Source organism: Flavobacterium sp. CF136, assembly GCF_000282055.1.
Taxonomy (GTDB): Bacteria; Bacteroidota; Bacteroidia; order Flavobacteriales; family Flavobacteriaceae; genus Flavobacterium.
The window spans coordinates 74,998-100,578 of the sequence record NZ_AKJZ01000102.1 but is presented as its reverse complement, the minus strand read 5'-3'; the positions used below and the strand labels follow the sequence as shown (position 1 = coordinate 100,578).

Genomic DNA, 25,581 nt, shown 5'->3' with positions numbered 1-25,581 from the left:
TTTTTAGTCACGGTTTTCAGCCACGGTTTTCAAGTCATCTTTTTAACAGTTTTACAAAATTGAAAACGTGACTGAGACTGAAAACTAAAAAAGCTCCACAAGGAGCTTTTTTTATATTGTTTTATCGAACAATTAATTTTCGTGTTGCCGAATTGTTTTGTTCGCTTATTTTTATGATATAAACTCCGGGAGTTAAATCAGGAATGTTTAATTCTTTTGTGGTTAAATGTGTTTGAAGTACTTTTTTTCCTAAAACATCAAAAATAATAATTTCTTTTTCTAAATCATTTTTAGAAGAAATATATACTTTTCCGTTTATGACAGGGTTAGGATATAAACTTAGCCCCTCTATGGTAGTTCCATCTTGAGTTTTTGGCGATGTTTTGCTGTCTTGTGCGGAGACACTTACAGTAAAGAAAAAAGCCAGTAAGAAAGTAATATAAAAGTAATTTTTTGCCATCGCTTTGTTTTAGATATGTAAATATACGAAAAAAAGTTTTCAAAAATTACGCCAAAAAAAAACATCCTAAAATTTTAGGATGTTTTTAACAATAATATTTAAAAGTTGTATTATTTGATTAAGCTAACTCCGTCAACAGTTGCCCATGCTCCAGTAGTTAATATAGCTCCTGTAGCTGTAGAACTTTGAACGAAAGTTCCGGTTGGGAAAGCAACAACAATAGCATCAGTAGCGCCAATTGGCAATACATTAGTTGTATTAGTAATTTTTACATTTAAAATTTTTATTTTAGATGTGTTTACCTGGTGAGTGTTAGTAGCATCATCCTGAATTCTCACAGCACTACCATAGTAAGTAGTTGCTCCAGTTGTGAAGTTACCGTAACCATCGATAATGATGTTGCTGTATTCTCCGTTTCCTTCTCTTTTGAATTGGAAAGCATCAACTTGATTATCTCCAACTTCAGGAACGTTACCGGCTTCTCTTTTTAAAGTAATGTTAGAAACTTTTGGTCCAAAAGCATTATCATTTGCAGAAGCTTCGATTTCCATTCCGTAGTTACCTTTTCCAGTTTGGTAAGCATACCAGTTGGTGTTAACCGTACCTTGCCATCCATCTTGCCAGTCGAAAGCATCATCATAGTTTCCGTAAGAAATAGCATTTGTCATACTTACAGTCCCTCCAAAGAATTCGAATCCGTCGTCAGCACCTTTATAAGATACTAAGTGATCTAAAGTTGTTCCTGAACCTACTGAGTAAAAAGTAAAACCATTGTTTTCTTTTTGTCCGTCAGCTAATTTCGCTCCGGCATATTCTACTCTTGTATAATTTAATGAACCACCATTGTGAGTTGCATTTGTTCCACCGTAAGTAATGTTGTTACCATCTTCTGATGTAGAAGAAGTTCCACCACCAGCTACTTTTGCAGGAGCATCACCATACATGATGATTCCTCCCCAAGAACCTGGAAGTTTAGATTTTTCTGTAAATACAATTGGTTTGTCAGCTGTACCGTTAGTAATTAATTTAGCTCCGTTTAAAACAACTAATGCGTTGTCTCCGGTAGCTTTATCGATAGTGATTGTAGAACCAGCATCGAAAGTTACTGTTACACCTGAGTTGATTTTTACGATTCCTTTTAAAGTATAGTTTCCGTAAGCAAATGTTTTGTTTGCGGTTATTGGACCTGTGATTTCGCCTGTTACAGGTTGAACAACAGGAGTTGGGTCATCACTAGAGCAAGAGTTTAAAAATAAACTTGTAGCAAGTGCTAAAGCAAAAAATTTAGTTTTCATAGTTATGTGTTGTATTATTCGTTTTATTTTTTGTCAAAATTATAATGTAAATCCTTTCAGAGTGTTATCTCAATATTACATTACGGTTATTAAAAGAAAACTAAAATGTGAAGAGAATGTTAAGTAGATTTAATGTATCAGTAAATAAAAAAAGTCCCAGAATCTCTGGAACTTTTAGTTGTTATTTTTATATAGATATTAGAAAGTGTATCCTACTTTAACAGAGAATCCAACTCCTTTTTTGTAGCTGTTTGCCAACAATGATGATTCTTGAACTTTGTAAGTTCCGTTGTTTCCGAATTCTAATTTTCTTTCTGGGTTTAATAAGTTGTCGGCAGTAAATTTTATATCAAAATGTTCTGAAATCTTACTTCCCCAAACAAAATCTAATTGCTGTACAGGTAATTCATAAGTATTGTCCTGACCGTTTGTCCCTACTGCATAAATTCTTTTTCCGAATACACCATAAACAAGTGACATTGTATTTGTCCAGTCTTTACCTAACTCAAATTCATATTTTAAATCAGAGTTTACTAGCCAGTCAGAAGCACCTTGCAATGATCTTGTTTGGTGCGTTTCGATTGAGTTTTTTACAGTAACAACACCATCCTCATCCTGAGATTCGTAAGTTGGAGCAACATTTACTTTGGTAGACATCAATGAAGCATTTAATCCAAAAGAAAAATGCTCTAAATTTTCGCTGATTCTGTTTAAACCTAAAAGGAATTCAACTTCAGCTCCGTATAAGTTTGCACTATCAGAGTTCAGGAAAGTAGTTACTGTTCCAGATGTTGCATTGGCAATAAAAGTTCTTTCGATAGGATTATCAATATGTTTTCCAAATAAACCAAAAGTCAACATTTCTTTAGAAGTAGGGAATAATTCATATTTCAAATCAACATTATAGTTATCACTATTTTTCAATAATGCATTTCCTTGTGTAGAAGTATTATCTGCATTAATGTATGAGATTGGGAAAGATTCCATTACAACTGGTTTCGTATACGTTTTACTTGCAGCGAAACGAATGTTAGATGTTTCAGTTAAAAGATATTTCACATTCAACGATGGTAAAACATAAAAATTGTTGTATCTCTTTAATTTGAACGGATCATCAAAAGAACCTAAAGTTCTGTAAAATGTTTCTTTGATAGTGCTTTCAACTCTAACACCTCCATTTAACTCGAATTTCTCAGCAAATTTCAATAATAAGTTTGCATATCCTGCATTTGCACTTTCGTTAAGTTTTACTTTATAAGTTGTGTTTGAACTTTCGTTAAAAAAAACAGCATTATTGTTAATGTCAGTTGTGATTTTAGTATCGATATTGTTTATGTCTGATGATGAAAAAGTACCGCCATTACTTGCAACAAATCGATAAGAAGATTCCATTTTAGAGGCATTTCCGTTATAACCGACTGTTAATTTGTTCTGTTTTGCATCTTTTCCAAATTTCAGGTTGTATTCTAATAATCCAGAAACAAATACGTTTCCATCAACAGTTAAATACTGACGTAAGAAATTGTTACCACCATAAGAAGTATTGATTTGATTGTCACTTTCCTGAGTTCCTGAGAAGAATTTTCTATCTGGCTGGCCATATTTTGTATTAGCATATGATACACCAGCTTTTAAAGTTTGGTTTTTATCTTCTGTCAAATTATATTCTCCTAATAATTGAGCATTTAAGTAATCAGTTTTATCCAATTGATTAGTACGAATGAAGTTATTGTCAACCCCATTGTTACTTAAAACTCCGTATTGATCTAATATAGAGTTTAATGTTGTTTTTAAATACAAAGTGTTAAAAGCCAATTTAAATCTTTGAGTAGTGTAATTTACTCCCACTAAAGCTGATGTACTAGTTTTAAAACGATATTCAGTGTTAATAAAATCATTGTTATATTTATCACCAAGCGTTTGCAGTGTTCTGCTGACACCTTCTCTAACAGCATAACTATTATCAAAATTAAGAGAGAATAAGTATGAAATGTTACGATCGTTACTTAAGTCAAACTTTTCTGCATGAAGAAAATTGATGCTGGAGTTTAATGGACTCTTGCTTTTGTTTACGTTAAAACCTTTATCTCCACTCAAAGAATTTAATGCCTGATCAGTTGTAAAAGTTGTTCTACCGGCAGTTGATCCTAAAAACCCTGGTAACTCTCTGTCTTTTCCGTTGAATCCGAAAAATCCTGCTGCAGTATCTGCATCACCTGAAAGTAAAAAATCTTTAAAACTGTTTCCAGTTGTATATCCTGCACCAAGATTTATTTTTGTAACATTTTTAGAAACTTTAGAAGTTTGAATATTAAAAGTTCCACCGGCAAAATCTCCATAAATATTTGGGTTAAATGTTTTGTAAACATCAATAACGCCAACTATGTTTGTTGGAAACAAATCAAGAGGGACAATTTTTGAGAATGGGCTATTTGATGGGGCAGCAAGATCATTAATCAATAAGTTATTGTAACGATCTTCAAGACCACGTACAAATAAACCTCTTGAGCCAACTTTAGAAATCCCTGTAATTTTTGTCAAGCCTTCTTCAACATCACTAACGCCTTTTCTGGACATTTCCTGTGCGCCGATACTTTGTTTGATTACAACGGCATTTTTTTGGTCTAATAATAAAGCAGTTTCTTTTTCTTTGTTAGCAGTTGTTGATTTAACTACTACATCTTTTAATGTATAACCTCCCGATGAAAGTGACAGGCTTACTGTTGTAGTTTCATTTGCTTTAACGGTTACGGGTTTTTCTACAGACTCATAACCTACAAAGCTAAAAATAATGATATAATTTCCCGGATTAACATTTAAAGAATATTTCCCGTCAATTTCAGTATTGGTACTAATATTTGTTCCTTTAATCAGGACATTTGCAAAAGGCAAAGCTTCATTGTTTGTTTCTTTGTCGGTTAAAACTCCAGAAATCGTACCTTTGTTTTGTGCAAGTGAAATGCCGCAAATAAATAATGTAATAAATAGAAATTTTAAATTGAATTTCATTTCAGTGTTGTGTTTGATTTATTTTTGTGCAAAGAAATAAACACATTGTAAAGTTCATGTTAGCTACTTGTTATGTTTTTGTGTTGTGAAGATTATCAAATTGTTACCAGATTAAATTACCGTTAACACCAATTTTTAACCGTTGTTTTATTGTTATATTTACCATCGCAATTAAATATCATCGAATATATAATAAAGAAAATTTGATGTGAAAATCTCAATTTTTGCTATTTATGAAAAAAACACAAACCAAGATTTTATTAGTCGACGATGAACCGGATATCCTGGAAATTGTAGGCTATAACCTTGCTCAGGAAGGCTACCAGATTGTAACAGCTTCAAATGGAAAAGATGCAATCGCAAAAGCTCAGAAAGAATTACCGGACTTGATTATAATGGATGTCATGATGGCTGAAATGGACGGTATGGAAGCTTGTGAACATATCAGGAAAATTCCGGAATTAAATAATGTTATCATAACATTTTTAACAGCCAGAAGTGAAGATTATTCGCAAGTTGCTGGTTTTGACGCTGGTGCTGATGATTATATTACAAAACCAATAAAACCGAAATTACTTGTTAGTAAAGTAAAGGCTTTGTTAAGAAGGTTAAAAGAACAAGAAGTGGTAAGTGACACACTAAATGTTGGCGGAATCGAAATTAATCGTGAAGAGTATAAAATCATCAAGGATAATATCGAAATTTCGTTACCACGAAAAGAATTCGAATTGTTTTATTTACTCGCATCAAAACCCGGGAAAGTATTTAAAAGAGACGAGATCCTGGATAAAGTTTGGGGGAATGAAGTAGTAGTAGGAGGAAGAACAATTGATGTTCATATTCGAAAATTACGTGAGAAAATAGGTGAAGACCTTTTTAAGACCATAAAAGGAGTTGGCTATAAATTTGAAGTTTAAACATTCAATAAAAATTTGAACCAGTGATATAAGTTCATTTAAATTATAGTATTTGTACTTTTGTTATCGGAGTCAATCTTTCTCAAAGTTTAAAAAATTTGAAAAAGATTGGCTTTTTTAAATAAACTTATATCACTTATATGGTGAAAAAATAATCCCTTTAATTATTTATTATTTTTAAATTTAAATGAAAATCAATTTCAAGAAAACCTACAAATTTGCTATAAAATCTGCGTTGTACATAAGTCTTTTTGCAACAGGATTTGTATTGATATTGATGAATTTGTTTTATAAAAACCAATTAAAATATCAAGTTGGGTTTGGAATAATTTTTCTTTTTTCGGTTTATATTTTTTCTTTTCTGGTTCTGCAATATCGTGTCGAACGATTTATTTACAGAAGAGTAAAAAAAATCTATGATGAGGTTTCGTTATTACAATCAACAACACTTATCAATCAGCCCATAACGACGGATATGGAAACACTTTCGCGTGAAGTGAAAAAATTTGCTACAGATAAAAAACTCGAAATCGAAATGCTGGAAATTCGCGAGCAGTACCGAAGAGAGTTTCTGGGAAACGTTTCGCACGAGCTTAAAACACCATTGTTTACCGTTCAGGGTTATGTTTCGACTTTACTGGATGGTGCGATGGATGACAAAACGATCCGAAAGAAATATCTAAAACGTGCAGAAAAAGGAGTAGAGCGATTGATTTATATCGTCGAAGATCTGGATATGATTACCAAGCTGGAATCAGGGGATTTAGATTTGAATATTACCGAGTTTAACATTGTTGAATTGATTCAGAATGTTTTTGATTTATTGGAAATGAAAGCCGATAAGAAGAAAATCAAATTGACATTTGAAAGTAAGAATGTACAATCTTTATTGGTAAGAGGAGATCAGGACAGGATACAGCAAGTTTTAGAAAACCTTATTGTAAATTCTATCAAATACGGGAAAGAAAAAGGAACTACAGAAGTTGGCGTTGTTAATTTGACCAAGAGAAAAGTTCTGATCAGGATTAGTGATAATGGGGAAGGAGTAGAAAAACAAAATATTCCAAGACTTTTTGAACGTTTTTACAGAGTTGATAAAAGCGGAACCCGTTCAGAAGGCGGTTCCGGTTTAGGATTAGCTATAGTAAAACACATTATCGAAGCCCACAAGGAAAAAGTATATGTAGAAAGTGAATTCGGGATTGGTTCTGAATTTTCATTTACACTCGAAAAAGCACATAAAATAATAAAAACTGAAGTTAAATAATTGTAAGCTTATTTGTTGTCAGGTACTATAAAATATGATGTACAGGCTCAAATAATAATTGCGTAACTATTTCGAAACAATTCTTCTTATTATGGTAACATCTTGTTAATGATTTCTTAACATTGATGATACATCTTTGCATCCTGAAATTAAGGGTGTTAGAAAAAATGATAAAAAGAAAAATAATTGCAGTTTTATTACTGCTTACTTGTGCTGCAAATGCACAGGAATTGAATAAACAGGATGTAAAAAACGAGGTAATGCGTATTTTAGATTCTATAAATAAAGCGAAACTTCCTGATACTAAATCTGGAGGTGGAGTCGAAGAACATTGGTATGACAAAATTTCGTTGAGAGGTTATGCACAAATACGATACAATGGTTTGTTTTCTACAAACGACAAAGTTTCCTGCGACCAATGTGATAAATCCTGGGGAACAACTTCAACCGCTCCGGATGCAAAATCAAATAATGGACTTTTTATTCGCCGTGCACGTTTAGTGTTTTCTGGTCAGGTTCATCCAAACGTATTTTTCTATTTTCAACCGGATTTTGCCAGTTCACCAAGTAGCGGAATTCAAAATTTTGTTCAGATTCGTGACTTGTATTTTGATCTTTCATTTGATAAAAAAAGAGAATATCGTCTTCGTGTTGGGCAGAGTAAAATTCCATATGGATTTGAAAACATGCAATCGAGTTCACAGCGTTTGACTTTAGACCGTGCCGATGGAATAAACAGTTCAATAGCAAATGAACGTGATTTAGGAATGTTTTTTTATTGGGCACCAGCAGAAATCAGAGAACGTTTTGCCATGCTGGTAAAAGATGGTTATAAAGGTTCGGGCGATTTTGGAGTTTTTGCTTTTGGGGTTTACAATGGGCAGATAGCAAACAAAATAGACGGAAACAGAGATTTGAATGTAGTGGCAAGGGTTACTTATCCGTTTGTTATTGGAAACCAGATTATCGAACCGGGAATTCAGGCCTACACAGGAAAATGGGCTTTTACCGGAGAAGTTTCGTCCGGAGTTACGGTTAATGATCCGCAATACATAAAGGACCAGAGAATAGGTGCAACCTTTGTTTTGTATCCAAAACCTTTCGGAATCCAAACAGAATATAACATTGGTACAGGACCGCGTTATAATACAGTAACCAAAAATATTGACGTAACAGATTTGAATGGAGGTTATGTTTTATTGAATTACAAATGGGACATTAAAAAGCAGCATATTTATCCTTTTGCCAAATTTCAGTATTATGACGGAGGGAAAAAATATGAAAAAGATGCCAGAAGTTATGTTGTAAGAGATTATCAGCTTGGTGTGGAATGGCAGCCAATAAAAGCATTCGAACTAACAGCCGAATATGTTATTGCTGACAGAACCTTTGAAGACAGCGCACTTCCGGTTAACAGACAAAAAGGGAATTTATTACGTCTACAGGCGCAGTTTAATTTCTAATTTTACTTCTCAAAAATAGAAAATAAAGAATTCCAGCTGATATTGTTTTCAAATTGAGACAATCCTTTAAACGATTTTACTTTTGAAAGATCTTCAATCGTAAAGTCGTTTTGTGTTGCATAAGGTACTAATTGCTCATCCTGAAGTTTTTCTGCCAGATATTCCTGTTCATATTGTCCGGGGGTAGGTATAAAAAAAGCTTTTTTTCCAAGCTTCGCCAAATCCATAACGGTTGTATAACCCGATCGGCATAAAACCAAATCACTTTCGTTAAAAGTTTGCTCCAGCTGTTTGGTATTCATGAAGTTATAATGGGTCACATTTTTGATTTGTTGTTTGGTCTGTGTTTTTTCGACAACACCTTTTACAAAAACAACATTACCTGTGTAGCGAACAATTTCCTGTTGCAGTTTTTCTTCTAAAAAAGTGCGTTGAGGCTCCGGACCTGACAGAATAATCATTAAATCGTATTGTTTTGCAGTTTCCTTCTTGCGCATTCTGCTCAAAGGCCCAATGTATTTAAGATTTAGTTTGCTGCTTTTCAGATGCCCTAGTTCGCCCGTTAAATTTGGTGCTTCATTAGTGTCGGGAATCCAGCATTCATTATATTTTTTTATAAAATGTTGATGACATTTACTGGTGAACTTTGTTGTGTTTCCGGTCATTACATTCAATTGATGAGTAATAAAGACAGAAGGGATTTTTTTACTGAAAACACCTAATCTGTTATCTGAGATAATACCATCAATATCATGTTTTTTTATCCAGGAGTTTACTATTTTTTTTTCATCTAAAATAGCGGTAATCATTTTTGGTAAGTTCTTAATCAGTTTCCATTTGAAGTTTTTACCGTTTTTTGCATACTCAATATGATACGAAGGCAATTCAAGTGTCTGGAGATAAGGAAATTCTTTTTGCAATAATGCCAAAGCAATTCCATCAGACGCAATAATAGGAATGTAATTGTTTTCTTGTAGCGCCTTAATTATAGGAATACATCTTGTTGCGTGACCTAAACCCCAATTTAGCGGAGTTATTAAAATAGTTTTATTAGCAGTAGTGTATTCGATGCTCATATTTGGCGTTTTTCAAACGAAGATAAAGAATTACTCTTTTTTTGTTACTTCGCAGATATTACTAAATCATTAACTCTGATCATGGAATGTTAATTTCGATGTTAGGCTGAGTCCGCTTAGGGTGACATCGCGGGCAACTTCAAAATTCAGATTCCAATAAAAAAGGCCAAATTTCTATTTTGAAATTTAGCCTCTTTAAAAAGTATACTGCTTTTTTTACTCCTGAATGTAAGTTTTGTTTCCGTTTGAATTAATATAGTATTTTCCGCCTCTTGGCCCGGTATAAACTTTTTTACCGTTATATTCTCCGGTAATTTTATCAGCAACTTTTGGTGCTTTCTCGTTCGTTTCTTTTAATTTTTTCACAGAAGCTTTTGATGCAGTTTTACTGTCGGCTTTTGCTTTTTCTGCAGTTGTACTTACTTTTTCTTTGGTCTTGTCCGCTTTCTCTTTAGTTTTTGCTGCTGCTTTTTCTTTAGTGTTTTTTGAGTCAGCAGTTACTTTTTCAGCTTTTTCTTTAGTTTTTTCGGCTTTCTCTTTAGTTTTTTTAGCGGCGGCACTTACTTTATCTGCCTTTTCTTTGGTTTTATCTGCTTTCTCTTTGGTTTTCGCAGCCTTGTCTGCTGTTTTTTTAGCCTCAGCAGCTTTTTCTTTTGCTTCTTTTTTAGCTTTAGCCTTAGCTTCAGTTTTGGCTTTAGTAGTTTTTGCTGTCTCCTGAGCATAAAAATTACCGGACAAAATCAACATCAAACATAATAACAATAATTTTTTCATAGTTAGAGGTGTTAAAATTTCAATTAAAATTAATCAATTTATGGTAATATTTTTCTGTAAAGTGTTAAAAATAAGCGCGAAGCTGAATATTTCCTGTATGAATAGTATTTCCGGTTTCACTTTTACGGCCCTGATAGTTTAAATTAACATCTAAAAATTGCGTAATGTTTTTCTGTAGTAATAGTTTCCAGACTAAATTTTGTCCAGCCTGAAGACCTTCGAGCATCTGATATCCTACGGATGAAAATTCATCTCCTGTGAATTTATTTTCATAAAAAGAGAACTCTCCATTTATAGTGATTTTTTTATCTCCGGCATATGAAAACGAAGTTCCGAGTCGGTTTTGAATTAATGTTTCAAGATTTCCAATTTGATTTTCTTTGTTTTGAACTTCATAAAAGAAATCTAAACTTGTGTTTTTAGAAAATAAATAACTGATTTTTGGTGCAATCTGGTACCCTTTTAATTCATAATTTTTCTCAGCAAAATCTTCTGAAGTTAAGGAAGTCTGAATCGTTTTGGTAAACAAATTAAATAACCAGCTTTTTTGATATAAATGTGTGTATTGTAATTGATGCGAATTGTTTTTCACTAACTGAGAACCAATAGAAAGTAAGTTTTTTCCGTTATTAATTAGGTATGAATAAGTTATGGAATGTTTTTGTTTTCCCCGGTTATAGAATAAACTGTTTCTGAAACTCGAATTTAATCCTAAGACATTTTCTTTAGAAGAGCTAAACGGATTCAATTCGAAATTATCACCATCGCTTTTCACTTTCCTGTCCATAATAAACGAAGTCTGATTGTAAAAATAAGAGGCTATTTTTCTGAAACCCGTTTTATTCTGCCATTGCAATGGATTAATAATGACTGATTGAGAGAATTTATTTTGATTTGTTTTGATGTAAACCTGATTCGGTAAAAAGACCCGGACGAATTTTGCCTGGTCAGGAAAAGGCGCAATTTCAAATTCTTCTACTTCCTGAATACCGTTTCCATTATAATCATTCCAGGTATAAACTCCCTGGCCGGCAGCAACTTCCACATAAGTATATTCTTGTTGTGCAATGGTTCCCGAACTGGTTTCGTAAACGGTTCCTGCCTGAATAAATTGATTAAAGAAACGGTCATTGTATAAGATTCTTGAGTTCAGAGAAGGCTCTTTTTTTCGGTCAGCATCTGTAAAATCTAAATTTCGATAACTTGCATAAACAGCAAGATCTGTTTTTTTGTTCTGAATCAGTTTCGATTTTAAAATATACATTTGAGAATTGCTTACATGCTGTAATAAACCATTCTGCAAACTATCATTTTTTCGTCTTAAATAACCCAATTCTACAAAAACTTTGGTGCTGTCGCCACGACCAACAAAAATACCATATTCTGAAAAGCGCTGGCTGATGGCTGAAAACTGATTGGTAGTTTTGTCTTTTTCCTGATTATCCTCGATCTGAATATTGCCGCCGATCCAGTTTTTGCCAAAATGATATTTGGTTTTGGTCAGGTTTCTAATGAATTTTGAAGTTGAAGCGGTAGCATCACTATTCAAAAAACTGCCTTGATTTTCAATAGTCCATCTTTTTAATTTGAAGAAAGCACTTGAGGTATGTCTGGATCCCGAATAACTTTCGGTAAAATCTAATTTTTCAAACTGATAGGTAAATAAACCAATGTTGGCTGTTTTTTTCTTTGAAAATAAATCAAGGTTAAAACCTGTCACCAACAGACTTTGACTGCCCAAAAGAGTTGCATTTAAATTCCAATCACGATTAAACTCAATGTTATATAAACGTTCTACTGATTTAAAATCTTTTTCTACAAACTGATAATTAGCGAAAGTATCCAATGTCCAGTTTTTGGAAAAAAGACGTTTTTTGGAGTTTAATTTTAATGCAACCCCACTATTGTTTCCATCATCAATATCCGAAAATAAATTTTGGTCATTATTACTGATTCCAATTTCAAAATCAACCAATGTTTTTTCATCAGGATTGTACTTTCCTAAAAATGTTGCTACCTGAATTTTCATTGGAGCTACCAATTTTACGATGGGTTCATAATTTCCCTGAAGAATTCCATTTACCGGAGAAACATATTCATAAATGCGTTCAACCGAATTGGCGTTTTGTATCACATAGTTTCCGGAATTTGCTCCAACCAGACTAAACTTTACATTGTATAAAACATCCGTTGAGTTGTTTGAATATTCGTAAAATTCAATTGAATTTTCAATTACTTTTTTATATAAAATCTTAGTATCTGAATAAGTATCTTCATAAGCTGATGGTGCTGTCATTAAAGAGGTGTCGTCTCCTGCCTGACTTAAAATCTGAACTTGTTCTGTAGAGAGATTTTGCTGTAAAGGCTGGTTTTTCAAATCATTTTCAGAATACAGATAACCGCCAAAACTCCATTTTTTATTTTCATGCGTAACACCCGCATAGGTCACTAATCGGTTGTAATTTCTGTCTGAATATTGGTATTCAATGTTAATTCGCATTTCAGAGGTAATTGTAAAAAGTGACGTAAAAACAATTTCGCCTGCATTATAGTCAATTACATAATCATTGTTTTCACCTCTTTTAAGCAAAACACCATTTACATAAACACGTTCTGAGCCGGAAATAACCAAAACATACAATTCGCCATTTTGCCCTTTTAGTTTATAAGGGCCCTGATTGCCTTCCTGACCGGTAAAAGTGCTTTTTGCATATTGTCCTTTTGCAAAAGCAACCGATGCAAAGACATTGGTTTTATTATCTTCTTCTCCAAAATTAAAACTGGTAGAAAGTCCCTGAACCTTTTTGTTGAAACTTAAAAATTGAGTTTTTCTGTTTTCTAAAAAAACATCACCCGCACGAATATTCCAGTCATCACTGAATAATTCCATAAAGATATTATCGAACTGATCCAGTTTTTGTGAATAGCCTCCATTCTGTAATGGAATATTGCTGTCCTGAAGTGATGCTCTCAAACTAATTTTATCCGAAATTTTACCTGTAATCTGAAGGTCCAGATTCGAATTTAAAACCGTATTTTGATTATTTCCAATTGTAATGCCACGCGTGATGCTTCCGGAAGTATTCAGTCCGTCAAAAGGAGTTGTTTTTTTAGAATTGTTATTGTCTATTTTGTACAATTTTTCAGAACCGACATCATTGCTGACCACCTGACTCGACTTGTAAAGGCTGTACTCTTTGGTTAAAAAATCAGGATAGGTTAAATAATTTACGATTAAAGTATCTGAATCTGAAGTAAATTTTTCGTTTAAAAGAAGATTTCCTTTTTTAAAATCAATTTTGTAAAATGTTGAATCAATGGGTTCATTCCTGGAATTTAAAAGCTGAAAAAACCCCGAATTAATACTGACATTTTCCAGATGAATAGTATCGCGGGTGGCAATTATTTTTTTGGTTTTATAAGACGAATCCGTTTCCTGGGCCCATAGTCCGGAATAACAAATAAGCACAAATAAAAACAGTAATTTTTTCAACATAAGGACTTTAAACTCGAAAGATCAAAAGTAATATTTAATATTTGAAATATGCTTCTATAAATTTTTTAGCTATAGCTCTTTTTAGGGATGCTAACAGTATTTAATGATTATATTTTTTAATTGTTACGTTTTTGAATATTCTTTTTATTTAAAAAATAAAAACGTATACTTGTAGTCAATTTAACCATAAGCAAAAATAAATATTTTTGATGTGCTAATTGATAATATTGTTGATTAAAGATTATAACATAAACCACAAATTTTAAATGATTACTAAAATGAAGAAAAACTACTTTTTACTTTTTTTATTGCTTCTGGCTTCTTTGTCAGGAAAAGCACAAAACGCATGGAAGAATGTTCAAATTGGAGGAGGGGGTTTTGTATCTGGAATTATTACCAGTAAAAATGACGCAGATTTAAAATATGCCAGAACCGATGTTGGCGGTGCTTACAGATGGGATGCTGCTAACAAAAAATGGATCTCTTTGCTGGATTGGCTAAGTACAGATCAGACTAGTTATTTTGGGGTTGAATCGTTGGCAATAGATCCACAAAATAATAATGTGGTGTATTTATTAGTTGGAACGAGTTATTTTAATAATGGAAAAACGGCTATTTTAAAATCGACAAATAAAGGAAATACATTTACTGAAATTGAAGTGACTTCGCAATTTAAAGCACACGGTAATGGTATGGGGCGTTCAAATGGTGAACGTTTGGCTGTTGATCCAAATAATTCGAACATTCTTTATTGCGGAACCAGAAGGAATGGTCTTTTTCAAAGTATTGATGCCGGTTTGACATGGAGTAAATTATCAGGTTTTCCTGTTACGACAACTTCAAATGATAATGGGGTATGTTTTATTGTTTTGGATCCGGCTTCGGTTTCAGGAGGTAAAACACAGATTATTTATGCCGGAGTTTCACAAGTTGGAGGCTCTAATTTATACAAAAGTGTTGATGGCGGAATTAGCTGGACTGCTGTTTCAGGAGCCACAACATCTTATATGCCACAGCGTGCTGTTTTAGATTCAAATCGGTCTTTATTGATTGCTTATGCTGACCTGGAAGGACCCTGGAACGGAACCGAAGGAAAAATATCAAAATTAAGCAGTACAGGAATTTTTACAGACATTACACCAGCTGGTATTACAAGGCCGTTTGCAGGTATTGATGTAGATCCGACAAATCCACAACGATTAATCGCTTCAACGACAAGTACATGGTGGTACCAATATACTACTCCTGGAGGGACAGCTGTATATGGTGATCATTTTTATTTAAGTACAGACGGAGGAACTACCTGGAGAGATTTAGTTGGTAATTCCGGATTTTCTTTTGAAACTAATGGCTGTACATGGGTTACCGGCCAGTCAATACACTGGGCAACAGATTTTAAATTTAACCCGGGCAATACAGCTCAGGTAAGTGTTGTTTCAGGAAACGGACTTTTTACTTGCGATGATATTAATGCAGTTAAAACTACCTGGAAATTTGATGCAATCGGTATTGAAGAATCAGTTCCTTTAGATTTAATAAGTATTCCATCTGGTCCGTTAATGAGTGTAATTGGCGACTTTGACGGATTTAAACATACAGATGTAACTGTTTTTGCTCCGCAACATGCTCCTACTATGGGTACTTCAACTTCTATTTCGTATGCTGGAGGGAACACAAACAAAATTGTGAGGTTAGGGGAGTTCATGTACTATTCTGGAAATCAAGGTGCAACATGGACTAAAACTACAGCGGCCTTAATGGGACAAAAAGGCAGAGCAGCCTTGTCTTATGATGGCAATACCATTTTGCATTGTCCTTCCGGTGCAACAAGTATATATCGTTCTGTTGATAACGGAACTACATGGACAACCTGTAACGGTATAAGTATTAGTGATGCAATCCCGGTTTCTGATCAGGTAACCAATAATAAGTTTTATGTTTATGATCAACCAACAGGATCGATGATGATTAGTACTGATGGAGGGGCTAATTTTACTTCTGCAGGTAATCCCGGTTCATGGGGTTCAAAATTAATTCGAACAGTTCCCGGTAATGCAGGACACATCTGGATTGCAATGAATGGCGGAGGTTTAAAACGTTCAATTGATGGAGGTTTGACTTTTACAGTTCCTTCAGCAAATGTCACAGCTGCGGGGTCAGTTGGTATAGGTAAGGCAGCTCCGGGAAAAACATATCCTTCTATATATATTTGGGGAACAGTAAACGGAGTTACCGGTGTATTTCGTTCTATTGATGAAGGTGTTACCTGGCTTCGTGTAAATGATGATGCGTATGAGTTTGGCGGAACAGGAAATGGTAATTTTGTAATTGGTGATATGAATACTTATGGCAGGGTTTATATGAGTACTGTAGGAAGAGGAATTGTTTATACCGACAGTGATGCAAATCTTGGAATTTCTGATAATGAGTTTAAGAATGATACCCAAACGTTCACTCTAAAAGCTCATCCTAATCCAATGAAAGATTATGTGATATTAGAACTGCCTGATTACACAAACGGAACCCTGGTTAATATTCAGGTTTATGATTTATTAGGAAAATTGATAAAGCAAGATATGTATACGGTTTCAAATAATACCGTGACGTTATTCTCTGATGATTTATCAAATCAACATGGTGTATTATTGGTAAAAGTAAAAACCAGCAACGGAAAATCAGGGAGTGTAAAAATTGTAAAATAAAAATATCTTTTTAATAGGTTCATTAAAAAAATAAAGGTCTCACTTTTTGGTGAGACCTTTTTATTATGCTGAATTTAATAATATAACCTGTCTAAAACTAATTTAGCTCTTTGGTAACAATCTGCATGGTTTCACGGCTTACCTGTTTAAGTAAAACTTCTTTGTTTTCCTCAACAGTTTGTGCAGCCTGTTCATTAAAATGACGGATTGTATATAAGGTTACATTTTCGTTATAATCGACTTTGAATTTTTTCGAAAGGATTGCATTCAAATCATTGAAATTCTCAAATTTATCTTCTACACAAACAGAGAAACTAATCGCAGAGTTCTGAATTAGATTTACTTTTAGTTTGAATTGGTGAAACAATCCAAAAATTTCGCTGATGTTTTCTTCCATGATGAATGAAAAATCAATAGATGAAAGCGAGATTAAAAGCTGGTTTCTTTTGACGATAAAACAAGGTAAGTAAGGCTCTAAATCAACTCCTTTAGAAACACAGGTTCCTTTCAATAATGGGTTGATAAAAGATTTTACATATAATGGAATTTCTTTTTTCTGTAATGGCTGTAATGTTTTTGGGTGTATAACCGTTGCACCGTAAAAAGCCAGTTCAATTGCTTCCCGATAGGATATTTGGTTCAGCAGACTTGCATTTTCAAAATAACGCGGATCAGCATTCATAACACCTGGAACATCTTTCCAAATTGTAACGCTTTCTGCATTAAGGCAATAGGCAAAAATTCCGGCAGTATAATCAGAACCCTCACGACCTAAAGTGGTAGTGAAATTATTTTCGTCAGCACCTAAAAATCCCTGCGTGATATTTAATATTTTTCGTTTTACATTTTTGCTGATGTTTTGTTGGGTAGCTTCCCAGTCTACTTCAGCATCTCTGTAATTAGAATCTGTTTTTATAAAATTACGAACATCAAGCCATTGTGTCTGAATGCCCATGAAATTCATAAAATGACTTAAGATATTTGTCGAAATTAATTCCCCAAAACTCACAATCTGGTCGTAAACAAAATTGTAATTCGGTGATTTATTATGTGCTAAAAAATATTCTAATTCTGAAAATTGAGATGCTACGGCTGTAAAAACTTCGTGGTTTTCATCTTCAAATAAATCCAGTAAGATTTGATTGTGATATTTTTTTATTTCTTGTACGGATGAATTAAGCTCTGCCGATTTATCGAAATAATTTTTGATAACAAGTTCCAGTGCATTTGTGGTTTTCCCCATAGCCGAAACTACTAAAATCACATCTTCATATCCTACTTTTTGTAAAACGTCATAAACGTTTTTAATTCCTTCAGCATCTTTTACCGATGCACCACCAAATTTAAATACTCTCATCTTTAATTTTGTATTGTTGAGACATACTGCTGTACATCTCTGTCAGTTTTAAAATTTTAATATTTATGACAGAAGTACACTCCTAAATGCCTCTGTCATATTTTGTCTGCCTAATTTATTTTTGCTAAAAATGAATTAATTCCTATTTCATCCATTTGAACTACTCTCCATTCATCGAGAACTTTTGCGCCTGAGTTCTCGTAGAATTTTACGGCAGGAGTATTCCAATCAAGAACATTCCAATCGATTCGTCGAACATTATCTTTTTTCCCCTGTTTCATAATTTCAGAATAAAGTGCGAAACCCAAACCAGATCCACGCATTTTATCTTTTACAATTAAATCTTCCAGATGAATTGTTTTTCCTTTCCAGGTAGAATAACGATAATAGTATAATGCAATTCCAACAATTTCTTTTTCAACTTCAGCTACAAAAACATGAAATAAAGGATTTTCACCAAATCCGTCCCGCACTAAATCATCTTCGGTTATCAGAACTGCATCCGGTTCTTTTTCGAATATTGCAAGCTCCTGAATCAGTTCTAAAACTGATTTCATATCTTCAGGTTTTCCTTTTCTAATATTCATAATTCATATTTTTAATCAGTGATTAGCTAAATAAGTATTTTTTTATTCGAAACTTTTTGCATTTAATTAGCAAATATACAATAGTAGCAAACTAACTAAATAATTTTTAAATCATTCTCACAAAAAAAGCGATATTTGTGACTTATAACTAAAAACTACAACGATATAGCAAATGGAAGAACGCAATAAAACACTGGGAGAGTTTATTATTGAGAACCAAAAAGCATTTCAGTATTCATCAGGGGAGTTATCCCGAATTATCAACTCTATACGTTTGGCGGCAAAAGTCGTAAACTATAAAGTAAACAAAGCTGGATTAGTGGATATAATTGGGGCCGTAGGCGAACAAAATATTCAGGGTGAAGATCAGCAGAAATTAGATGTGTATGCAAATGAAGTATTTATTCAGACGTTAATAAACCGTGAGATTGTCTGTGGAATAGCTTCTGAAGAAAACGACGAATATATTACTGTCAAGGGGAGCGACAACAGTAATAATAATAAGTACGTGATCTTAATGGATCCGCTTGACGGGTCTTCAAACATTGAAGTGAATGTTTCTTTGGGAACTATTTTTTCTGTTTTCAGAAGAATCACACCAATCGGAACTCCGGTAACAAGCGAGGATTTTTTACAGCCCGGGGTTAATCAGGTTGCCGCTGGATATGTAATTTACGGAACTTCAACAATGTTGGTTTACACAACAGGTCACGGCGTAAATGGTTTTACACTGAATCCGGCGATTGGAACATTTTATTTGTCACACCCTAATATGAAATTTCCGGTTGACGGGAATATTTATTCGGTAAACGAAGGGAATTATGTGCATTTTCCACAGGGAGTAAAGAACTACATTAAATATTGTCAGCGCGAAGAAGAAGACAGGCCTTATACATCAAGATATATTGGAAGCCTGGTATCAGATTTTCACAGAAATATGATCAAAGGAGGGATTTATTTATATCCGACAAGTTCGAAAGCGCCAAAAGGGAAATTACGTTTGATGTACGAATGTAATCCGATGGCATTTATTGCAGAACAGGCCGGAGGAAAAGCAACAGACGGTTTTGGAAGAATTATGGAAATCCAGCCAACTGAATTGCATCAGCGGGTTCCGTTTTTCTGCGGAAGTTATAATATGGTCAAAAAAGCCGAAGAATTTATGGCAGAAGCCCTTTAAAAAAACAAAACCCGATAATTTTTTATTATCGGGTTTTGTTTTTTAGTCTCAGTCTCAGTTTTTAGTCTCAGTGTAAAACTGAAAACTGAGACTGAACACTGATTACTATTTATGCATATGCTGCATTTCGTAAACAAAAGTATCTGCATCTACTTTTTTATCAACTAATGATAATGCCTTGGCAATAATATAATTTACGTTGCTGGGAGTAAACCCTAAAGCAATTCCTAATTTTCTCAACATTACTTCCTGTTGGTCTTCTAAATGATGATCAACATGTACCATTCTTGTTAAATCATATAAACGCTCTAAACGCTGAACATGTAAATAAGGAGGGTTGATAGGGTATTTTAATGGATCGTTAAGAATTTCTTCATACTCAGTTTCTGAAATTTCTAAACGTGAAGCTAATTTGTCCAAGAAATTTTTTTCTTCAGGATGTACAACTCCATCTGCTAATGCTACACGAACAATAGCTGAAAAGTGACCTTTATTTCTTTGTTTGAATTCGCTATCAAATAAATCTGAAAATGACATAATTATAGTGTTTTTATGTCACAAAGATAAATTTTATTTTAAATTATTAATTTTAAAGTTCTCATAAAATTTAACTTATTTTTATCCGTTGATTTAATAGGAGGGCTTTCTTTAATTTTCAAAATAAATCGTATGTTTACAGCCCCTTAATCAATTAATATAGATAACCTCATGTCAGAATTTTGGATTTATTTTCAGATAGGTTTAAAGCATGTTTTGGATATTCATGCTTATGACCATGTGTTGTTTTTAATAGCCTTAACGATTCCATATGCTTTTAAGGACTGGAAACGTATTTTATTGCTTATCTCTGTGTTTACCATTGGACACACATTAGCCTTGTTGCTTTCAGTTTTTGGGATTATAGCGATAAAAGTAAATATTGTGGAGTTTTTAATTCCGATTACGATTTTAATAACCGCTTTTTTCCATCTTTTTACAGCTGGAAAAGCATCTAAAAACGAAAGTATTAACCTGATATTCTTTGTGACATTATTTTTTGGAATTATTCATGGTCTTGGATTTTCAAATTATTTTAAAACTATTTTAGGAGGGTCACCTACGTCAAAATTATTACCTTTAGGGGAATTTGCATTAGGGATAGAAACGGCACAATTGATAGTGGTTTTTGTAGTGCTGATTATTTCATATATCGTACAGACAATATTTCGTTTTTCAAAACGCGACTGGGCACTTGTAATGTCGGCCTTTATAATTGGAGTCGTAATTCCGATGATTGTGGAAAGCCCAATTTGGAACAGATAAATAAAATGGACATAAAAAAATTAAATAGATACGATAAAGCTTATTTGAGAATTGCCAAAGAATGGGGCTCGTTATCGTACTGTAAACGTAAGCAGGTAGGTGCAATAATAGTAAAAGACAGAATGATCATTTCTGATGGATACAACGGAACACCGACCGGATTTGAAAACTGCTGTGAAGATGAAAACGGACTAACGCGTTGGGATGTTTTGCATGCCGAAGCGAATGCTATTTTAAAAGTAGCCCGGTCAACACAATCCTGCGAAGGAGCGACTTTGTATATTACACTGTCACCTTGCAAAGAATGCAGTAAATTAATACATCAGGCCGGAATAAAAAGAGTGGTGTATCAAAATGGATATCGTGATGATTCCGGAATTCAGTTTTTGCTGAAAGCTGGTGTCGAAGTTGAACATCTTCCTGTTTTAGAAGAATTAAATGAAATTTAACCCAAAATATTTACCCATTGTTATAGGAGCAACTTTTGCTCTTGGAACTGTTCTCGGAAGCATGATGAATGCTCCTGTTGAGGATAGCCTTTTGGCTAAAAATAACTCTAAGACAAAACTCAACAAACTGATCGATTTTATTAATAATGAATATGTTGATAATGTTAATACTGATTCGATTGTAAACCTGACGGTAGATAATATTTTATCTAAATTAGATCCGCATTCTGTTTACATTCCACCAAGCGAACAAGCTGAGGTTGCAGAAAGCATGAAAGGTGATTTTGTAGGCATAGGAATTAATTTTTATATGTACAAAGATTCCGTGGCTATTATAAAACCTGTAGAAAACGGTCCTTCGGCGAAAGCCGGATTAAAATCCGGTGACCGAATATTATTTGCAGGAAAGACTAAATTGTTTGGAAGAAAGTTGCCTTCTGATAGTTTGTTTTCTAAATTAAAAGGAATAAAAGGTTCTGAAATTGAATTGACAGTTTTTAGGAAATCGGAACAAAAGAAGCTAAAGTTTAAGATTAAAAGAGATGTTATTCCGTTAAAAAGTGTTGATGCTTCTTTATTGCTTGGAAATAACACCGGTTATATCAAAATCAATCGTTTTGCCGAAACGACTTATGATGAATTTAAGGCAGGTCTGACAAGATTAAAACAAAAAGGGATTCATTCACTGGTAATTGATCTTCGTGATAACGGAGGAGGTTATATGGAAGAAGCCGTTGCTATTGCCGATGAGTTTCTGAAAGACAAACAACTAATCGTTTTTACCAAAAATAAAAATGGTACTACCGAAAAAACATACGCAACAAAAAGCGGAAGCTTTGAAACAGGGAAAGTATTTGTCCTGATTAATGAAAACAGTGCTTCGGCAAGCGAAATTCTGGCTGGTGCAATTCAGGATAATGATCGAGGAACCATTGTTGGCCGCCGTTCTTTTGGAAAAGGATTAGTGCAGCGTGAAATGGATTTTAATGATGGATCGGCTGTTCGATTAACAGTAGCCAGATATTACACACCAACCGGAAGATCAATTCAAAAACCTTATGTTAAAGGAAACGAAGAATATTATAAAGAATCGGAAGCAAGAATAAAAACAGGAGAGCTGTACACTAAAGACAGTATAAAAGTAGCTGATTCTTTAAAGTTTAAAACTCCAAAAGGCAAAATAGTCTACGGTGGCGGCGGAATCGTTCCGGATATTTTTGTGCCAATGGAAGCAGAACATGGAAACGAAAATGTCGCTTATTTGCTGCAAACCGGAATCGTGGGACATTTTGTTTTTGAAGAGTTGGATAAAAACCGAAATGCTTTTGCCGGACTTCATTTTAATGAGTTTTTGACTAAGATGAAGAAATCAGATCTGTATTTTAAAGAATTTAAAAACTACCTCCTGATGACAGGATTAGATTTGAAATTAGATAAAACCAAAGCATTGGTAAATCGCTATATCACTGCTGAATTTGCCAGACAATTATATGGCGAGTTGTATTATTATGATGTGATTTTAAAAGATGATGCCATGATTAAAATGGTTCTGAATCCAAAGAAATAATTTTTTTTAAAAATGAAGATAGAAACCGTTGTAAATGCAGAAATTGAACTTTTAACTGCAATTAAAAATTCAGATGTTTTCGTTTTAGAAAAGCTATTGCACGATGATTTGCTTTTCAATTTACCGGATGGACAAACCATTACCAAAGAGTTTGATTTAAAAGCATATCGTTCCGGTAAAATGAATATTCATGCACTCGAAGCTTTTGATCAAATAATAAAAGTAATTGGAGATTCCGCTGTAGTTTGTGTAACGGTTTTACTGAAGGGGAAATATGATGATAATCCGTTAGAAGGAACTTTTCGTTACGTTAGAGTCTGGAAACGATTTGAAGAAAATTTAAAAGTGATTGGAGGAAGTTGTGTCCAGTTACATTAAGCAACTAATTATAATTTAAAAGAATGCTTAAAGGTTGTTAATAATAAGTCAAAACATGAAAAATCTAAAAAAAATAAGTTTACTGTTCATTTTAATGGTTTTTGTAGTTTCATGCGCTTGTATGAAAGATAAAAATACAGTTTCAGGAAAAGTTGAATCGATAGAATCAGGAAAAGACGGTTATACAGCTAAAATTGCTACTGATAACAAGGAAGTTTATTTTGCAACAATCAGTATTGTTAATGTAGGCGGACCTCAAAACTACAAACAATTGAAAGAAGGTGAAGAAGTAACTTTAAAAGGAGAAATCTGGAAAACAGATACAGAGAAACATATTAAGGTAAAAGAGATTATTTCGGTCAAATAAACAGGAAGTTTTGAGAATAGTAAATACTTTTTTTATTTTTATTATAACAGTAATTACTGGTTTTTTGAGTATTTTCTCTCTTGGTAGTTATGAGCAAAAAATGCAATTAATTAATGAGCTGCCTTTTTCACTTATATATCGCTTTTTAAGTGTTTCAATTATCGGGCTAATTGGAGTAATCATATTGCTGATTATTAATTTTCTTGTTGATAAAATAATATTGAAAGATATAAATGTAAGCACGCTAAGGGAATTGGCGGTTAAGGCGTCAGTTCCAGTAATTTTAGTGGCTTTATTTGGAGTATTTGTGTTTTTCTTTTTGTGATAATCTATCGAATACTATCGTGTACATGAGTCTGCACACCATTGTTCCATAAAGTCAAAATATCCGTGGCAACTGCAGCACCACTTCCGGCAGCAATAGCCAATTGACTTCTCCAGCCCGCCAAAGTTCCAACAACATAAATGCCATCAGCTACTTTATGGTCATCGTTTTTGAGTTGAATACGTTGTTTTTCAGGAAGCGCTTTTTTATGCGGTTCAACATATTGCATTAAACCTTCGATGTCAAAAGTATTGGCAGAACCAATTCCGATGACGATACTTTTCGTTTTGTATGAATTTTTGTTGGTAATTACAGTAAATTCAGGATAGGTTCCTTCCACTTTAATTACTTTCTCATTTGGAATCTGAGAAATATGCGGATAACTTTCGGCTAAATGCTGTGTGCTTTCAGTCAGTAATTCTGAACCTAATTTACCTGGAGTTATACCATAGGTATTGTAAAAAATAGCTTCCTGTAAAGAAGAATTTTTTTGGTGGGTAAAAATTCCGATTTTTTTATCGGTAACAAAAGCTTTGTTTTTGGCAGATCCTAAAACGAGAGCACAAGACATGCCTGAAACGCCTCCTCCAATTACTAAAACATCAAACATAAATTATCTGCCATTTGTTTTTTCTTCAATTTTTTTGGAAATTCTAAAAATCAAAAGAATTAAAACGGCACAGAATGAAGCTGCTATTCCAATAAAAGCAACAATACTGTCTCCCTGAAAAGGGTTTTTGAAATCAAGTAAAGTGATGTTGAAAACAATTAAAGCTAATGCCAAAAGCACTAAGATGGAAGTAAAGATTTTCATAAGGTTGTTTATTTTGTCTAAAATAATAAAGTAAAGTTGATCAGTATAAATCGTTGCTCAACTGTATTTTAGAAATTTTATGGCTGTAAATTTATAAAAATATCTGTTAGACGAACAAACCTTTAACATTAGCAGCGAATAATTTAACAGCAATTGCCAAAAGTATTACTCCAAATGTCTTGCGAACCACACCAAGTCCATTTTCTCCTAATAATGTTTCAATTTTTTTTGATGATTTTAAAACGATATAAACTAAGATAATATTCAATAAAATGGCAATAATGATATTGATGGTGTGAAATTGAGAACGTAAAGAAAGTAAAGTAGTCATTGTTCCAGCTCCTGCAATTAAAGGAAAAGCTAATGGAACGATAGAAGCCGATCCGGGCTCTTCGTCACGGTAAATCCGGATTCCTAAAATCATTTCCAAAGCAAGGAAAAAAAGTACAAAGGAACCTGCAACAGCAAACGAATGTACATCGATGCCTATAATATTCAATAAACCTTCTCCGACAAAAAGAAAAACAATCATAATCACTCCGGCAACAATAGAAGCTTTCTCCGATTCGATGTGGCCTACTTTTGCTCTCAGGTTTACGATAATCGGAATAGATCCTACGATATCTATTACTGCAAAAAGTACCATCCCGACAGTGATAATCTCCTTAAAATCAATTTCTAACATGCTTTTTTTATTTAGAGGTTAAAGATGTGTAAAGGTAAATAATAAAGTTAGGGCTTTTTATTGTTTTGAATCTTACCAAGTATTTTTGTTATAAAAACATGTTTTTTTGAT

The 25,581-nt window shown here is 33.5% G+C and carries 23 protein-coding genes; 11 read left to right on the top strand and 12 right to left on the bottom strand.

The window, feature by feature from the left end; translation table 11 throughout:
• Positions 1-121 precede the first annotated feature (121 nt).
• From PMI10_RS20230 to PMI10_RS20220, 3 genes are all read right to left on the bottom strand, one after another.
• Positions 122-460: a T9SS type A sorting domain-containing protein gene (locus PMI10_RS20230; RefSeq protein WP_007811243.1), complete on the bottom strand. Its 339-nt coding sequence runs from the start codon at positions 458-460 to the stop codon at positions 122-124.
• A 110-nt stretch (positions 461-570) separates the two neighbouring features.
• A complete protein-coding gene (locus PMI10_RS20225; RefSeq protein WP_007811241.1) occupies positions 571-1,755 on the bottom strand; it encodes a hypothetical protein in 1,185 nt (394 codons plus the stop codon).
• Between the two features lie 198 nt (positions 1,756-1,953).
• Positions 1,954-4,764, bottom strand: coding sequence for a TonB-dependent receptor (locus PMI10_RS20220; protein WP_007811239.1), 2,811 nt, complete (start codon positions 4,762-4,764; stop codon positions 1,954-1,956).
• 233 nt (positions 4,765-4,997) lie between these two features.
• Here PMI10_RS20220 and PMI10_RS20215 point away from each other — a divergent pair, with 233 nt between their 5' ends.
• The 3 genes from PMI10_RS20215 (at position 4,998) to PMI10_RS20205 (ending at position 8,411) form a co-directional block, all read left to right on the top strand.
• A complete protein-coding gene (locus PMI10_RS20215) occupies positions 4,998-5,681 on the top strand; it encodes a response regulator transcription factor (protein ID WP_007811237.1) in 684 nt (227 codons plus the stop codon).
• 187 nt (positions 5,682-5,868) lie between these two features.
• Positions 5,869-6,948 (top strand): sensor histidine kinase, encoded by a 1,080-nt coding sequence (locus PMI10_RS20210; RefSeq protein WP_007811235.1) that lies wholly within the window; start codon positions 5,869-5,871, stop codon positions 6,946-6,948.
• 167 nt (positions 6,949-7,115) lie between these two features.
• Positions 7,116-8,411, top strand: a complete 1,296-nt coding sequence (locus PMI10_RS20205) for a porin (protein WP_007811233.1) — start codon at positions 7,116-7,118, stop codon at positions 8,409-8,411.
• 2 nt (positions 8,412-8,413) lie between these two features.
• Here PMI10_RS20205 and PMI10_RS20200 read toward each other — a convergent pair whose 3' ends face one another.
• From PMI10_RS20200 to PMI10_RS20190, 3 genes are all read right to left on the bottom strand, one after another.
• Positions 8,414-9,487: a glycosyltransferase gene (locus PMI10_RS20200; RefSeq protein ID WP_007811232.1), complete on the bottom strand. Its 1,074-nt coding sequence runs from the start codon at positions 9,485-9,487 to the stop codon at positions 8,414-8,416.
• A 216-nt stretch (positions 9,488-9,703) separates the two neighbouring features.
• Positions 9,704-10,261 carry a hypothetical protein gene (locus PMI10_RS20195; protein WP_007811229.1) on the bottom strand — a complete coding sequence of 186 codons (558 nt, stop codon included), beginning with the start codon at positions 10,259-10,261 and terminating at the stop codon, positions 9,704-9,706.
• 64 nt (positions 10,262-10,325) lie between these two features.
• Entirely contained in the window at positions 10,326-13,757 is a 3,432-nt protein-coding gene (locus PMI10_RS20190; RefSeq protein ID WP_007811227.1) for a hypothetical protein, read from the bottom strand.
• Between the two features lie 278 nt (positions 13,758-14,035).
• Between PMI10_RS20190 and PMI10_RS20185 the strand changes: the two genes are divergently transcribed.
• Positions 14,036-16,459: a T9SS type A sorting domain-containing protein gene (locus PMI10_RS20185; protein WP_007811225.1), complete on the top strand. Its 2,424-nt coding sequence runs from the start codon at positions 14,036-14,038 to the stop codon at positions 16,457-16,459.
• 97 nt (positions 16,460-16,556) lie between these two features.
• On the opposite strand, the gene PMI10_RS20180 is transcribed toward PMI10_RS20185, so the two are convergent.
• A complete protein-coding gene (locus PMI10_RS20180) occupies positions 16,557-17,816 on the bottom strand; it encodes an aspartate kinase (RefSeq protein WP_007811223.1) in 1,260 nt (419 codons plus the stop codon).
• Positions 17,817-17,926: 110 nt separating this feature from the next.
• Positions 17,927-18,403 carry a GNAT family N-acetyltransferase gene (locus PMI10_RS20175; RefSeq protein ID WP_007811221.1) on the bottom strand — a complete coding sequence of 159 codons (477 nt, stop codon included), beginning with the start codon at positions 18,401-18,403 and terminating at the stop codon, positions 17,927-17,929.
• A 172-nt stretch (positions 18,404-18,575) separates the two neighbouring features.
• Between PMI10_RS20175 and fbp the strand changes: the two genes are divergently transcribed.
• Positions 18,576-19,583 (top strand): class 1 fructose-bisphosphatase, encoded by a 1,008-nt coding sequence (fbp, locus tag PMI10_RS20170; RefSeq protein ID WP_007811219.1) that lies wholly within the window; start codon positions 18,576-18,578, stop codon positions 19,581-19,583.
• Between the two features lie 105 nt (positions 19,584-19,688).
• Here the strand turns inward: fbp and PMI10_RS20165 are convergent, their stop codons facing one another.
• The gene (locus tag PMI10_RS20165) at positions 19,689-20,120 is read right to left on the bottom strand and encodes a tellurite resistance TerB family protein (RefSeq protein ID WP_007811217.1); all 432 of its coding nucleotides are present in this window, start codon (positions 20,118-20,120) and stop codon (positions 19,689-19,691) included.
• Between the two features lie 171 nt (positions 20,121-20,291).
• Here PMI10_RS20165 and PMI10_RS20160 point away from each other — a divergent pair, with 171 nt between their 5' ends.
• Genes PMI10_RS20160 through PMI10_RS20135 form a run of 6 tightly spaced genes read left to right on the top strand, consistent with a single transcriptional unit; the run spans position 20,292 to position 23,971 of the window.
• On the top strand, positions 20,292-20,885 hold the full coding sequence (locus PMI10_RS20160; RefSeq protein WP_007811215.1) for a HupE/UreJ family protein: 594 nt from the start codon (positions 20,292-20,294) through the stop codon (positions 20,883-20,885).
• Positions 20,886-20,890: 5 nt separating this feature from the next.
• Positions 20,891-21,334 carry a deoxycytidylate deaminase gene (locus PMI10_RS20155; protein WP_007811213.1) on the top strand — a complete coding sequence of 148 codons (444 nt, stop codon included), beginning with the start codon at positions 20,891-20,893 and terminating at the stop codon, positions 21,332-21,334.
• Complete coding sequence (locus PMI10_RS20150) at positions 21,324-22,901, top strand: S41 family peptidase (protein WP_007811211.1); 1,578 nt, start codon at positions 21,324-21,326, stop codon at positions 22,899-22,901. Before PMI10_RS20155 ends, PMI10_RS20150 begins: the two co-directional genes overlap by 11 nt.
• Positions 22,902-22,913: 12 nt before the next feature.
• A complete protein-coding gene (locus PMI10_RS20145; protein WP_007811208.1) occupies positions 22,914-23,279 on the top strand; it encodes a nuclear transport factor 2 family protein in 366 nt (121 codons plus the stop codon).
• A 55-nt stretch (positions 23,280-23,334) separates the two neighbouring features.
• Positions 23,335-23,646 carry a hypothetical protein gene (locus PMI10_RS20140; RefSeq protein WP_007811206.1) on the top strand — a complete coding sequence of 104 codons (312 nt, stop codon included), beginning with the start codon at positions 23,335-23,337 and terminating at the stop codon, positions 23,644-23,646.
• Positions 23,647-23,656: 10 nt separating this feature from the next.
• Positions 23,657-23,971, top strand: coding sequence for a hypothetical protein (locus PMI10_RS20135; protein ID WP_007811203.1), 315 nt, complete (start codon positions 23,657-23,659; stop codon positions 23,969-23,971).
• Between the two features lie 4 nt (positions 23,972-23,975).
• On the opposite strand, the gene PMI10_RS20130 is transcribed toward PMI10_RS20135, so the two are convergent.
• The 3 genes from PMI10_RS20130 to PMI10_RS20120 form a co-directional block, all read right to left on the bottom strand.
• Positions 23,976-24,581, bottom strand: a complete 606-nt coding sequence (locus PMI10_RS20130) for an FAD-dependent oxidoreductase (protein WP_007811201.1) — start codon at positions 24,579-24,581, stop codon at positions 23,976-23,978.
• Between the two features lie 3 nt (positions 24,582-24,584).
• Positions 24,585-24,785 (bottom strand): hypothetical protein, encoded by a 201-nt coding sequence (locus tag PMI10_RS20125; RefSeq protein WP_007811199.1) that lies wholly within the window; start codon positions 24,783-24,785, stop codon positions 24,585-24,587.
• Between the two features lie 106 nt (positions 24,786-24,891).
• Positions 24,892-25,470, bottom strand: coding sequence for a MarC family protein (locus PMI10_RS20120; protein WP_007811197.1), 579 nt, complete (start codon positions 25,468-25,470; stop codon positions 24,892-24,894).
• Between the last annotated feature and the right edge of the window lie 111 nt (positions 25,471-25,581).